The following is a 12,799-nucleotide window of genomic DNA, read 5'->3' as shown; positions in this document are numbered from 1 at the left end:
TCTGTCAGTTGAATTTCAGCTCGTCGGCGCCGATCTCGGCGAAATACGGCGCCACCATGTCGGGCGTGACGTCCTCGATCCGCGGCGGTGACCAGGTCGGATTGCGGTCCTTGTCGATCACGGCGGCGCGCACGCCCTCGCGGAAATCGTCGCTGCGGAAGACTTCGAGCGCGGCGCGATATTCGCGCACCAGGCACTCCTCCAGACTTGACGCCTGACGTGCGAGCCGCAGCAGCTTCAACGTCACCACCATGCCGCGGGGCGACTTCTCGCCAAGAGTCTTCAGCGTGGCTATCGCGAAGTCCGAGCCGTCGCGCTTGAGCGCAGCGACGATGTCTTCCATGCGGTCGAACGCAAACAGCACGTCGGTCGTCGCCTGCTTGGCGGCCACGGGTCCGGCGGTCCCGCCGGTCGCAAATCCGTCGATGAGCTTACTGACCTCGGCCGCGGTCGCGCCCGGGCGAACTTTCGTCAGCGCCTCGCGCAGCGCCGGCAGCTTTGTGGCGGGGACCACCGCATCGGCAAACTTCGCGTGGATCGCATCCGGGCCGTTCATGGTCTGGCCGGTCAGGCCAAAATACGTGCCGATCTCGCCGGGCGCGTGCGACAGCAAATAGGTGCCGCCGACATCGGGGAAGAAGCCGAGGCCGACCTCGGGCATCGCAAGCTTGGTACGATCGGTCACGACGCGATGGCTTGCATGCGCGGAGAGACCGACGCCGCCGCCCATCACGATGCCATCCATGAAGGCGACGTAGGGTTTTGGAAATTTCTTGATTCGGGCGTTGAGGATGTATTCCTCGCGCCACAGGATCTTGCCGAGATCGCCGTTGACCTTGGAGCTCTCCCAGAGCGCGCGGATGTCGCCGCCGGCGCACAGGCCGCGCTCGCCGGCGCCTTCCAGCAGGATCACGGCAACCGCGGGATCGGTCTCGAATCGGTCGAGCGCCTTTTCGATGTCGCGAAACATCTCCAGCGTGACGGCGTTGATCGCCTTGGGGCGGTTGAGCCGGATTACGCCGGCAAAACCTTCGACGCGCGCAACCAGATCGCCTTCTTCCACCATCGCCGTCATCGTGCGCCTTCGATCAGTTTGCGCGCCACGATGAGCCGCATGATTTCATTGGTGCCTTCGAGGATCTGGTGCACGCGCAGGTCGCGCACGATCTTCTCGATGCCGTATTCGCTGAGGTAGCCGTAGCCGCCGTGAAGCTGCAGCGCATGGTTGGCGACCTCGAAGCCGATATCGGTGCCGAAGCGCTTGGCCATCGCGCAGAGCATGGTGGCATCGGGGTCCTTGCGGTCCAGCGCCGCCGCGGCGCGCCACAAGAAAGTGCGTGCGGCCTCCAGCTCGATCGCCATATCGGCGAGGCGGAATTGCAGCGCCTGGAATTCGTCGAGCCGCTTGCCGAAGGCCTTGCGCTCCTTCATGTAGGCGCGCGCCTTGTCGAGCGCGGCCTGCGCGCCGCCGAGCGAACACGCCGTGATGTTGAGGCGGCCGCCGTCGAGCCCGGCCATCGCGATTCTGAAGCCGACGCCCTCCTCGCTCAGCCGGTTGGCCACCGGCACGCGCGCGTTCTCGAACATCACCGCGCGGGTCGGCTGCGCGTTCCAGCCCATCTTGCGCTCATTGGCGCCGAACGAGACGCCCGGCGTCTTGCCGTCGATGACGAGAGTCGAGATGCCGCCGGGCCCGTCGCCGCCGGTCCGCACCATCGCAACGAGAATATCGCTGCCGCCGGCACCCGAGATGAACTGCTTCTGGCCGTTGAGAACATAGTGATCGCCGTCGCGCACCGCGCGGGTGCGCAGCGCCGCCGCGTCCGAGCCGGCGCCCGGCTCGGTCAGGCAGTAGCTTGCGATCAGCTCCATGGTGCAGAGCTTCGGCAGCCACTTCTGGCGCTGGCTGTCGCTGCCGTAGGCATCGATCATCCACAACGCCATGTTGTGGATGGAGATGAAGGCCGAGGTGGTCGGGCAGCCGGTCGCGAGCGCCTCGAAGATCAGCGCCGCGTCGAAGCGCGTCATGGCGGAGCCGCCGACATCGTCGCGGATGTAGATGCCGCCCATGCCGAGCGTGGCGGCCTCGCGCATCACGTCGACAGGAAAATGCTTCTCCTCGTCCCAGCGCAGCGCATGCGGCGCGATCTTCTCCGCCGCAAACGCCAACGCCATGTCGCGAACCGCGATCTGATCCTCGTTCAGAGCGAACTGCATCATCGCCTCGCTCTAAAAAGAATTACTTCATCAGCGGGATCGAGAACTCCGCACCCTCCTTGACGCCGGACGGCCAGCGCGAGGTCACCGTCTTGGTCTTGGTGTAGAATCGGATCGAGTCCGGGCCGTGTTGGTTGAGATCGCCGAAGCCCGACTTCTTCCAGCCGCCGAAGGTGTAGTAGGCGATCGGCACCGGAATCGGCACGTTGATGCCGACCATGCCGACGTTCACCTTGGCCGCGAAGTCGCGCGCGGCGTCGCCGTCGCGGGTGAAGATGGCAACGCCGTTGCCGTAGTCATGGTCGGACGGCAACGCCAGCGCTTCCTTGTAGTCGTGTGCGCGCACGACCGAGAGCACCGGGCCAAAGATCTCTTCCTTGTAGATGCGCATGTCCTTGGTGACGTTGTCGAACAGCGAACCGCCGAGATAGAAGCCCTTCTCGTAGCCCTGCATCTTGAAGCCGCGGCCATCGACGGCGAGCGTCGCGCCTTCCTTGAGGCCGATGTCGATGTAGCTCTTGACCTTCTCGACCGCCTCACGCGTCACCAGCGGACCGTAATCGGCCGACGGATCGATCGAGGTGCCGATCTTCAGCGACTCGACGCGTGGAATCAGCTTCTCCATCAGGCGATCGGCGGTGGTCTTGCCGACGGGAACGGCGACGGAGACCGCCATGCAGCGCTCGCCGCCCGAGCCGTAGCCTGCGCCGATCAGCGCGTCGACGGTCTGGTCCATGTCGGCGTCGGGCATGACGATGGCGTGGTTCTTGGCGCCACCAAAGCACTGGCAGCGCTTACCGGTCTGCGCGGCGCGGGTATAGATGTATTCGGCGATCGCGGTGGAGCCGACGAAGCCGATGGCCTTGATGTCGGGATCGTCGAGGATGGCGTCGACCGCCTCCTTGTCACCGTTGACGACGTTGAGGATGCCGGCCGGCAGGCCCGCTTCGATCATCAGCTCGGCAAGCTTCATCGGCACGCCGGGATCGCGCTCCGACGGCTTGAGGATGAAGGCGTTGCCGCAGGCGATCGCGGGCGCGAACTTCCACATCGGGATCATCGCCGGGAAATTGAACGGCGTGATGCCGGCGACGACGCCAAGCGGCTGGCGCAGCGAGTAGATGTCGATGCCGGGACCGGCGCCTTCGGTGTACTCGCCCTTCATCAGGTGCGGAATGCCGCAGGCGAACTCGACCACTTCGAGACCGCGCTGGATGTCGCCCTTGGCGTCGGGAACGGTCTTGCCGTGCTCGCGGGCCAAGAGCTCGGCGAGCTTGTCGTAGTCGCGCTGCACCAGCTCGAGAAACTTCATCATGACGCGGGCGCGGCGCTGCGGATTGGTCGCAGCCCATTCCGGCTGCGCGGCGCGCGCGTTCTCGACGGCGGCGCGGACTTCAGCCTTCGACGCCAGCGCCACCTTGGCCTGGACGTCGCCGGTCATCGGCTCAAAGACGTCGGCGGTGCGGCCCGACGTGCCCTTCACTTCCTTGCCACCGATGAAATGTCCGACTGCGCGCATGAATACCTCCCACGGAACGGGTTAGATCGCTTTGACAAATCCTATTGACCTGCATTTTATAGGATTCAAGTCTGAGATATTGCACCATAGATGTGCGAAAATGCTGGATCAAGGCGCGATCGACTGGGATGATTTTCGTTTCGTGCTGGCCATCGTGCGGGGCGGCTCGGTCTCGGCTGCGGCCAAGCAACTCGGCGTCGACCATGCCACGGTGATCCGCCGCGTCGACCGGCTCGAACGGCACCTCTCCGCAAAGCTGTTTGACCGGCGCAAGACCGGCTATCTCCTCACCGAGGCCGGCCAGCGCGTCGCCGACAGTGCGGAAGCGATGGAATCCACCATCGTTGCCAACCAGGAGCAGGTCGGCGGCTCGGTGGCGCGCCTGACCGGCACGGTGCGGATCGGCGCCCCCGACGGCTTCGGCACCGCCTTCCTGGCGCCGCGGCTTGTGGCCTTTGCCGATCGCTATCCCGATCTCGATCTGCAACTTGTGGCAACCGCGCGGCTGTTCAGCCTCTCCAAGCGCGAAGCCGACATCGCCATCAGCCTGACCATGCCGAACGAGGGTCGGATCGTTGGCCGCAAGCTCTTGGACTACCGCCTCGGGCTTTATGCCGCACCTGCCTATCTCGACCGCCACCCCAGGATCACCTCGCGCGAGGTGCTCCCGCAGCATCGCTTCGTCGGCTATATCGAGGAACTGCTGTTCACGCCGGAGCTGGACTATCTGCCGCAGGTCGCGCCGCGCCTTTCGGCGCGCTTCCGCAGCGCCAATCTTATAGCGCAGCTCAACGCCACGCTGGCCGGCTTCGGCATTGCCGTGCTGCCGCACTTCATGGCGAGCGACTATCCGCAGCTCATCCCGGTGCTGCGGGACGAGGTCTCGATCACTCGAACGTTCTGGATGCTCATGCACGCCGACAGCAAGGATCTCGCGCGCATTCGCGCGGTGGCGGATTACATCAGCGAGATCGTGGAACAGGAGCGGGGACTGTTTTCGGGGCGATGAATTGGGGCCACCTCTTCTCTCGCTCCTTGCTACAGAAGCGGTGGGTTACGCCTAACGGACTGCGCTTCGCGCAGCCGCGGGGCTAACTCACCCTACGGCAGCTCGCGCTAATTCTGCTTCTCGCGCGGCTTCTTCGCCGATACCTTCGCCGGCTCGCGGCGGGCGCCATCGAGCGCGCTGTCCCTGCCCGCCTTCAGCACCTCGTCCGACAATTCGCTGGAACCAGAAATGCGCGCCAGCAGCATGGTGCCAGCCATGGTCGCCAGCGTCGCGATCGCTTGCTTGCGCGCCGCCTTGCGCGGCAGGTTGGGGATGAAGTCGGCCATCATCTCGATCATCTCGTCGAGCTTGCCAGCAAAGGCCTTTCGTGTCTTCGGGCTCTCGCGCGCGATCTCGGCGCCGAGCGAGGGGATCGAGCAGCCGTGCCCGGGATTGTCACGATGAAGCGCCGAGAGATAGCTCTCCGCGATGAGCGCCAGCCGCTTTTCGGGAGCGGCCTCGTCCGTGATCTTGCGCCAGTGCTCCATCGAGCGGTCCATGGCGTAGGCAAAAGCCTCGATCACCAGCGCCTCGCGGGAATCGAAATGCGCATAGAAGCCGCCATGGGTCAGGCCGGCTTCCTTCATGAGGTCGGCAACGCCGATGCCGTGGGCGCCCTTTTCGCGCAGCCGTACGGAGGCCTTCCTCACGATGCGGTCGTGGGTTTCCTGCTTGTGTTCCCTGGAGTAGCGCATGCTGATCCCATTGGATGTCGGAAATCATCTAATACACGACAATTGCCCGATTGGCGCATTAATTCGCAGTTAAGTTGTTGCCGATCATCGAAAAGGTTGCAGTTGCATGGACCGCCAGCGCCCCCTTCCCGTCGCGAACGAAGCCTTCGGCGTAGCTGCTCTGGCGTCCCAACTTGATCACCTTACCTTCGGCCGAGATCAGCCCGGACCGGATCGAGAGCGGGCGCAGGAAGGTCAGCTTTAGATCGAGCGTGACGGACCCTTGCCCGGCCTCCAGCCTGGTCGAGATCGCGCATCCCATGGCGGTGTCGAGCAGCGCCGCTGCGGTCGCGCCGTGCAGGAGGCCGATGGTGTTTTCGAGATCCTCGCGCGGCTCGAGTTCCATGACGATCCGGCCGGGCTCGACTACGGCCATGGTGAAGCCAATCAGCTTGGCGAAAGGCGGCGGCGGCAGGCGGCCGTCGCGAATGCCCAGCATGGCGTCCATGCCCGAGAGTCCCATGGCCGCCTTCGCAACCGGTGCCGGCACCTGCCAGTCCACCACGCGCTCGCGCCGGTGCGCGGGCGAGAACAGGTCGAGTTGATCCGTGTCGGTCATGGGGTGCCTCTTTGTATGATACGCATCATACTATCTGACGGACTTCGTGTTGGCAACTCAGTCGCCCTGCCCGCTTGACAAGCGGAGCATTTCAGCCCGGAAGTGGATCCGACCGATGCGCACGGCGCGCACGTCCACAAAGCTTCGAGATCCCGCTATGGAAATGCTCAATCATCACTGCGGCGTGGCGCGCGATGGGCGCGACGTCGTTCATGTTGCAATCTGCAATGCCGGCTCGCTCAACATCCTCGGCTCGCCCGTCACCGATGCGGTGCGCGAAGGCCTGCAGCAGCTTGCCGCCGACCGCAGCATTCGCGTGGTGGTGCTGCGCGGACAGAGCGAGAAGAGCATGATCGGCGGCGCCGACATCAAGGAAATGGCGAAGCTGGACCAGAAGTCGGCCGAAGCCTTCATCAGCCGCCTGCGCGATCTCTGCGAAGCCGTGCGCGCCTTCCCTGCCCCGGTGATCGCGCGCATGCCGGGCTGGTGCCTCGGCGGCGGGCTCGAAGTCGCAGCCGCCTGCGACTTCCGGATCGCCGCGCACGATGCGCATTTCGGCATGCCGGAGGTGCGTGTCGGCATTCCCTCGGTGATCCATGCCGCGCTCCTGCCACGCTTGATCGGCTGGGCTCGCGCGCGCTGGCTGGTGATGACGGCCGAGAACATCGACGCGCCGACGGCGCTGGCCTGGGGACTGGTGGACAGGGTCGCCGCGCCGGACGAACTCGACGCTGAGGTCGAGCACACCATCGAAAGCCTGCTCGAATGCGGCCCCGAAGCGCTGCGGTCGCAGAAGGCGCTGCTGCGTCAGTGGGAAGAACTGCCGCTGACGGAGTCGGTGAACCTCAGCGTCAAGGTGTTCGGCGAGTCGTTCCTGAAGGATGAGCCGACCCGGCTGATGCAGGCGTTCGTCAATCGGAAGCGGTAGGCTATCTCCGCGGGAGCGGTGTCATGCCCCGCGAAAGCGGGGCATCCAGTACGCGGCGGCTTCTCCGTATCCTTGCGCTGCCTCTGGAATACTGGATCACCCCCCTTCGCGGGTGATGACAGCGTCGCATGGGGCAAGATCTGCGCCAACAGCAGCAAGCTCCGCTGATCACTCCAACAAAAATCTCATTCGAGTCACGACAATTTCTCATGCCGGGTGCCGTTGCAATTTTTGCGTCGCATCATATGATGATCATAATCTTACAGATGCATCATCTTTAGGGAGCCCCGTCATGGCCGAAGCCGCCGATCCCGTCGTCATCGTCTCCGCTGCCCGCACCCCGCTCGGACGTTTCATGGGCGAGCTTTCGCCACTCGCCGCGCACAAACTCGGATCGCACGTGATCGGAGCAGCGCTCGAACGCGCCAAGCTTGCGCCGGAGAAGGTCGACGAGGTCTTCATGGGCTGCGTGCTGCCGGCCGGCCAGGGCCAGGCACCGGCACGCCAGGCGGCGCGCGCGGCCGGCCTGCCCGACGCCACCGGCGCGACCACCATCAACAAGGTCTGCGGCTCCGGCATGAAGGCGACTATGCTGGCGCACGACATCATTCGTGCCGGCTCGGCCGAGATCGTCGTCTCCGGCGGCATGGAGAGCATGAGCAATGCGCCGTATCTGCTGGCAAAGGCGCGCGGTGGCTATCGCGCCGGCCACGACCGTATCATCGACCACATGATGATGGACGGGCTGGAAGACGCCTACGAGACCGGCCGCTCGATGGGCGATTTCGGCGAGGCGACGGCCGAGACCTATCAGTTCACCCGCCGCGACCAGGACGCCTACGCGATGGAGACCCTGACCCGCGCGCGGAAGGCGGTCGAGGGCGGCGCGTTTAGGGCCGAGATCGCGCCGATCACGCTGAGCGAAAAGGCAGGTCCTCGCGTCATCGCCAATGACGAGCATCCGCTGAAGGTCGATCCGACGAAGATCCCAGGGCTGAAGCCGGCGTTCCGCGCCAACGGCACCATCACGCCGGCGGCCTCTTCTGCCAATGCCGACGGCGCCGCCGCGCTCGTGCTGACGAAGCGCTCGCTCGCCAATCGGGGCGGCCTGCCGGCGTTGGCCGAGATCAAGGGCCACGCCACCCACAGCCAGGAGCCGCAATGGTTCACCACGGCGCCGATCCCGGCGATCCGCAAGCTGCTCGACAAGGTCGGCTGGAGCGTCGGCGACGTCGACCTGTTCGAGATCAACGAGGCCTTTGCCGTCGTGGCGATGGCGGCGCAGCGTGATCTCGGCATTCCCCGCGACAGGCTGAACATCAACGGCGGCGCCTGCGCGCTCGGCCATCCCATCGGCGCCACCGGTGCACGGCTGATCGTGACGTTGCTGCATGCGCTGGAGGCGCAGAACCTCAAGCGCGGGGTCGCGGCGCTCTGCATCGGCGGCGGCGAAGCCACCGCGATCGCAGTGGAGCGGCTCGCGCGCTGAACGACGATGACGTCCGAAATTGAGGGAAGTCTGGCATTTTAGACTTCCGACTCCTGTGCCAGACTGCAATGATGACGCGGGCCTCCCGGCGCCCGCCAACCACGATTGAGGGGCTATGATTTCGAACTGGCTCGCGGCAGCACTTTCCCGCCGTAATATCCACTACGGCTGGGTGATGGCCGGCGTGACCTTCCTCGCCGCGCTGATCAGCGCCGGCACGGTCGGCGCGCCCGGCGTGTTCATCGTGCCGCTGCAGAAGGAGTTCGGCTGGAGCACGGCGCAGATCTCGTCGGCGTTGTCGATCCGCTTCATCCTGTTCGGGCTGATGGCGCCGTTCGCCGCTGCATTATTGAACCGCTACGGCCTGCGCAACGTGACGCTGGCCGCGCAGCTCATCGTGGTCTCCGCGCTGGTGGCATCGCTCGGCATGACCGAGGTCTGGCAGCTCGTGCTGCTGTGGGGCGTCGTGATCGGCATCGGCACCGGCATGACCGCGCTGGTGCTGGGCGCCACCATTGCCACGCGCTGGTTCGCGGCGCGGCGCGGGCTCGTCGTCGGCATCATGACCGCGAGCGTCGCCACCGGCCAGCTCGTATTCCTGCCGCTGCTTGCAAGCCTCACCGACCGCTTCGGCTGGCGGCTTGCGCTCGGCTTCGTCTGCGTCATGCTCGGCGTCTCCGCGCTGGCCGTCGCGCTCGCGATGCGCGACCGCCCAAGCGATCTGGGCCTGCGCCCGTTCGGCGACGAGGGCACCGAGCCCCTGCCCGCGCCGCCCGTCAGCCACGGCTCGATCACGGCCGTTGCGCTCGGCACGCTGCGCGACGCCTCGAAGTCGAGCGCGTTCTGGATCCTGTTTGCGACCTTCTTCGTCTGCGGCGCTTCGACCAATGGCCTCGTTCAGGTGCACCTGATTCCGATGTGCCTCGACTTCGGCATCCCGCAGGTGCAGGCGGCGAGCCTGCTCGCGGCGATGGGCATCTTCGACTTCTTCGGCACTATCTTCTCGGGCTGGCTGTCGGACCGCTACGACAATCGCTGGCTGCTGTTCTGGTACTACGGCCTGCGCGGGCTCTCGCTGATCTTCCTGCCGTTCAGCGACTTCTCGTTCTACGGCCTGTCGCTGTTTGCGATGTTCTATGGACTCGACTGGATTGCGACGGTGCCGCCGACGGTGCGCCTCACCGCGCAGAAGTTCGGCCCCGAGCGCGCCAACCTGGTGTTCGGCTGGATCTTTGCCGGCCATCAGCTCGGCGCCGGAACCGCCGCGTTCGGAGCAGGCCTGTCGCGGACGTTACTGGCGAGCTACCTGCCCGCGTTCTTCGTCGCCGGCGCGCTCTGCGTGTTTGCATCCCTGATCGTGCTGGCGCTCTCGCGCCAGCCGAAGCCGAAGCCGCAACCGGCGATGGCCTGAGCGAGCGTATTGGGCCGGCCCGCGCCGGCCTAATACCTGATCGTAGTGGTCACCCCGAAGACCGCAGCGCCGCCGATCTGCGAGCCAGCGTTTTGAAGGCGTCAGAGGTCAGCAGTTCGTTCACATCGAATGCAGTGACCACGAGCGCGTTAACGCTGCCATCCTTCGCATGGTTTATTCTGGTAGCCCTGCCTTGCGGAGCCCTTCGCGCATCGTCTTGGCGTTCGATTGTCCGCCCCGAGCAATCCATGTGGATATTGTGAAAGCGGGATCGAGCTCAAGCAAACGCGCTGCCGCCTCATGCGCCTCGGCGTCTCGTCCAGCGTGGGCAAGCGCGGCGGCCAAACAGCCGAAAGCTGGCCCAAATGACGGGTTCTGACGCAGGGCTTTCCTGGCCGCGGCGATGGCCTCCTCAAAGCGACGAAGCTCGATGAAGGCCATCCCCATTCCCACAGACAGCCGGTCCATCAGCGGGTCAACCGGGCTCATGCGCATGGCCCGTTCGAAGCACCGGATCGCCTCTTCGGGCACTCCCGCGGTGTGATAGACCCAACCCCTGTCGAGCCATACCCAGTACGAATTGGGATTGAGCGCGACCGCTCGGTCAACCATTTCGATACTGCCTTCGTAATCGCCGAGCATGAACGCCGAGACGACGGCAACTATTGACAGCGTTTGAGGATCACCATCGTCGACCCTAGTCGCCAAGCGAAGGAACCGAGCAGCCTCCCTCCGATCGAATTCAGGATCGCTGGCAAAGCCCACGGCGACGTTGAGCATGTGAGAGAGAGCCGCCAAAGCCGCGACAAAACCGAGCCCCGGGTCAAGCTCCAAAGCGCGATTGGCAAGCCTTATCGCCTCAGCCAAGCCTTTGGGGGTCGCTTTGGAATACTGAGACATGGCACGGAGCTGAAGATCATAGGCGGTGAGGTCCTCCGGTCGCCGTCGCGCTGCCGCCACGATTTCGGTTCGCATCAATTTCGGCAGGATCGCGCAGACGACCGCGGCCGCTATCTCGTCCTGGAGCGGGAAAATATCGCTCAAGTCTCGTTCGTAGCTATTTGCCCAGACATGCGCGCCCGTCACCGCGTCGATCAACTGTCCCGCGATGCGGACTCTCCCCGATGCCTTGCGCACGGATCCCTCAAGGACATAGCGCACGCCAAGCCTGTGGCCGATTTCCTTGATATCGACGGCTCGGCCCTTGAAAGTGAAACTCGAATTTCGAGCAATGACGAACAACCACCTGAAACGCGAAAGCGCGGTCGTGATCTCCTCAACCATTCCGTCCGCGAAATACTCCTGCTCCGGATCGCCAGTCATGTTCGCGAACGGTAACACGGCAATCGAGGGCTTGTCGGGCAGTGCCGGTGCAGCATCCAACAAGTGAATCCGGCTGTCCAAAGCCATCGCGCTGTCGGAAGCTCCATCTCTTTCGTGCACCACGCCGACGAAGCGGAAACCCTTGCGTGGCAGAGTCTTGATCAGGCGCTGTTGCTCTCCGCAATCACCGATGGCGGTGCGGGCGGCATTCAGCCGGGTCGTCAACGCAGCCTCGGAAACGATGCGCCCCTTCCATATCGCGTTCATGAGGTCGTCTTTGCTGACAACGCGCTCCCTGTTGCGGATCAAGTAATCGAGAATGTCGAAGACTTGCGGTGCAACGGAAACAGCATTAGCCCCGCGATGCAGCTCGCGTCGATCTGTGTCGAACACGTACTCCTCAAAGAGATAGCGCAAATTGCCAATCCCTGTCGGCGACCACCGCTGCGCGGAGCCGTCTTTGCACGCGTATGAAGGTAAAGAATAAGCCGCCGGTTAGGAAAATGTAAGCCGCGCGTCAAGCGTGTCCGGCCGAGAGCTGGCAGCCTCACTCGGGTAGAAATGCCAAGGAAAACACCCGATGAGCGCAATCTACAGCGCTGCGCGGATGCGGCGGACTGCCGCATCCCCACAGCAGGCTATCAGCCTTTTCCAGCGGCTCCGGAGCGCATGGCAGGAACGCCGCAGGCGGCGAGGCGTACAAGCCGACCTAAGTGCCCTCAGCGACAGGGAGCTCATGGATATCGGCACGACGCGCGGCGAGATCGACTACATCGCCTCGCAGCGAAGCATCGCGAGGCCGCATCGCTCGTCAGCCCAGCGCATTGGCGATGCACTTGTGATCCTGTTGCTCTTTAACGTGTTTAGCCTGATTTCCGCAGATCGCGCCCGCGCTCAATGCACTGCACAGGATGTTCTGCGCAATCACTTGGCGGTCAAGGCTGCTCCGGCGGCTCCCGGATCGCAGATTCCAATCAGCTCCGCTGCCGATGTCTCGGTTTGGAAGACGATCCTGATCGGGACGTTCGCGGATTCATTCGCTCTACGCCGCGCCATGGATGCAATAGGGTGCGGCGTCGGAAACTCGGCTGACGAGATACTCGCTCGACCCGCCTTTAGCCTGAGCGACAAGAAAGCCGAAGTCCAGCTTGTTGCCGTGTCGGTCGCCGAGCTTGGCTTCCAAGGTGAGACAGCGTCGTTGCGAGACATCTATGCGCGTGCACAAGGGCTCGGCTTTGGACTTGCTGCCGCCGAAATCGCGCCTCAGCTCAGGCTCCAGTATCTGGATCAGCCAATCGGTGAGTTTCTCACCATCGGGATGGAGCCTATCAGAACATGGGCGGGTGAACCGGTTCTCCTAACGGTCGCCAATGGCGGAGCAGGCCTCATCCTGATCGGCCAGGATGGCCACGACGACGCCCAAATATCGGTGATATCCCGCTTTGTGTTCGTGCGACCCGATAAACCCGCTTCTGCGGAGGCCGCAGCGATGGCCAGGTAATTCGGTTAAATGCTTAGGCCCGCCGCCACCTGCACAGCAGGCAGCGGCGAGCCGGTCACGGTTGTGCCGT

11 protein-coding genes are annotated in these 12,799 nt (G+C 64.3%); 5 read left to right on the top strand and 6 right to left on the bottom strand.

All coding sequences use genetic code 11. The features are described 5' to 3' along the window. Positions 1-4 precede the first annotated feature (4 nt). From MTR72_RS09890 to MTR72_RS09880, 3 genes are read right to left on the bottom strand one after another with little or no spacing between them, the layout of a single operon-like run. Entirely contained in the window at positions 5-1,075 is a 1,071-nt protein-coding gene (locus MTR72_RS09890; protein ID WP_341510334.1) for an enoyl-CoA hydratase/isomerase family protein, read from the bottom strand. After that, positions 1,072-2,217 (bottom strand): isobutyryl-CoA dehydrogenase, encoded by a 1,146-nt coding sequence (locus MTR72_RS09885; RefSeq protein ID WP_280971007.1) that lies wholly within the window; start codon positions 2,215-2,217, stop codon positions 1,072-1,074. Before MTR72_RS09885 ends, MTR72_RS09890 begins: the two co-directional genes overlap by 4 nt. 22 nt (positions 2,218-2,239) lie before the next feature. Further along, entirely contained in the window at positions 2,240-3,736 is a 1,497-nt protein-coding gene (locus tag MTR72_RS09880) for a CoA-acylating methylmalonate-semialdehyde dehydrogenase (RefSeq protein WP_280964411.1), read from the bottom strand. A gap of 100 nt (positions 3,737-3,836) precedes the next feature. Between MTR72_RS09880 and MTR72_RS09875 the strand changes: the two genes are divergently transcribed. After that, on the top strand, positions 3,837-4,745 hold the full coding sequence (locus tag MTR72_RS09875) for a LysR family transcriptional regulator (protein WP_280964412.1): 909 nt from the start codon (positions 3,837-3,839) through the stop codon (positions 4,743-4,745). Between the two features lie 107 nt (positions 4,746-4,852). Here the strand turns inward: MTR72_RS09875 and MTR72_RS09870 are convergent, their stop codons facing one another. Then, positions 4,853-5,479 carry a TetR/AcrR family transcriptional regulator gene (locus MTR72_RS09870; RefSeq protein WP_280964413.1) on the bottom strand — a complete coding sequence of 209 codons (627 nt, stop codon included), beginning with the start codon at positions 5,477-5,479 and terminating at the stop codon, positions 4,853-4,855. A gap of 58 nt (positions 5,480-5,537) precedes the next feature. Then, positions 5,538-6,077 carry a PaaI family thioesterase gene (locus MTR72_RS09865; protein ID WP_280964414.1) on the bottom strand — a complete coding sequence of 180 codons (540 nt, stop codon included), beginning with the start codon at positions 6,075-6,077 and terminating at the stop codon, positions 5,538-5,540. 157 nt (positions 6,078-6,234) lie between these two features. On the opposite strand from MTR72_RS09865, the gene MTR72_RS09860 reads away from it, so the two are divergent. From MTR72_RS09860 to MTR72_RS09850, 3 genes are all read left to right on the top strand, one after another. Beyond that, positions 6,235-7,005, top strand: a complete 771-nt coding sequence (locus MTR72_RS09860) for an enoyl-CoA hydratase (RefSeq protein ID WP_341510333.1) — start codon at positions 6,235-6,237, stop codon at positions 7,003-7,005. 292 nt (positions 7,006-7,297) lie between these two features. After that, the gene (locus MTR72_RS09855; protein ID WP_280964416.1) at positions 7,298-8,494 is read left to right on the top strand and encodes an acetyl-CoA C-acyltransferase; all 1,197 of its coding nucleotides are present in this window, start codon (positions 7,298-7,300) and stop codon (positions 8,492-8,494) included. Between the two features lie 115 nt (positions 8,495-8,609). Further along, positions 8,610-9,905 carry an MFS transporter gene (locus tag MTR72_RS09850; protein WP_341510332.1) on the top strand — a complete coding sequence of 432 codons (1,296 nt, stop codon included), beginning with the start codon at positions 8,610-8,612 and terminating at the stop codon, positions 9,903-9,905. A 174-nt stretch (positions 9,906-10,079) separates the two neighbouring features. Here MTR72_RS09850 and MTR72_RS09845 read toward each other — a convergent pair whose 3' ends face one another. Next, entirely contained in the window at positions 10,080-11,645 is a 1,566-nt protein-coding gene (locus MTR72_RS09845) for a winged helix-turn-helix domain-containing tetratricopeptide repeat protein (RefSeq protein WP_280964418.1), read from the bottom strand. Positions 11,646-11,808: 163 nt separating this feature from the next. On the opposite strand from MTR72_RS09845, the gene MTR72_RS09840 reads away from it, so the two are divergent. Beyond that, complete coding sequence (locus MTR72_RS09840; protein WP_280964419.1) at positions 11,809-12,729, top strand: DUF1127 domain-containing protein; 921 nt, start codon at positions 11,809-11,811, stop codon at positions 12,727-12,729. The last annotated feature ends 70 nt before the right edge of the window (positions 12,730-12,799 follow it).

Origin of the sequence: Bradyrhizobium sp. ISRA442 (genome assembly GCF_038085055.1) — a bacterium.
Classification (GTDB): Bacteria; Pseudomonadota; Alphaproteobacteria; order Rhizobiales; family Xanthobacteraceae; genus Bradyrhizobium.
Note: the sequence above shows the minus strand (reverse complement) of the source record. Positions and strands in the feature narration are given on the sequence as shown.

Coding starts and splice junctions, on each gene's coding strand:
- MTR72_RS09890 (WP_341510334.1), bottom strand. CDS start 1,075: ATGACGGCGATGGTGGAAGAAGGCGATCTGGTTGCGCGCGTCGAAGGT.
- MTR72_RS09885 (WP_280971007.1), bottom strand. CDS start 2,217: ATGCAGTTCGCTCTGAACGAGGATCAGATCGCGGTTCGCGACATGGCG.
- MTR72_RS09880 (WP_280964411.1), bottom strand. CDS start 3,736: ATGCGCGCAGTCGGACATTTCATCGGTGGCAAGGAAGTGAAGGGCACG.
- MTR72_RS09875 (WP_280964412.1), top strand. CDS start 3,837: ATGCTGGATCAAGGCGCGATCGACTGGGATGATTTTCGTTTCGTGCTG.
- MTR72_RS09870 (WP_280964413.1), bottom strand. CDS start 5,479: ATGCGCTACTCCAGGGAACACAAGCAGGAAACCCACGACCGCATCGTG.
- MTR72_RS09865 (WP_280964414.1), bottom strand. CDS start 6,077: ATGACCGACACGGATCAACTCGACCTGTTCTCGCCCGCGCACCGGCGC.
- MTR72_RS09860 (WP_341510333.1), top strand. CDS start 6,235: ATGGAAATGCTCAATCATCACTGCGGCGTGGCGCGCGATGGGCGCGAC.
- MTR72_RS09855 (WP_280964416.1), top strand. CDS start 7,298: ATGGCCGAAGCCGCCGATCCCGTCGTCATCGTCTCCGCTGCCCGCACC.
- MTR72_RS09850 (WP_341510332.1), top strand. CDS start 8,610: ATGATTTCGAACTGGCTCGCGGCAGCACTTTCCCGCCGTAATATCCAC.
- MTR72_RS09840 (WP_280964419.1), top strand. CDS start 11,809: ATGAGCGCAATCTACAGCGCTGCGCGGATGCGGCGGACTGCCGCATCC.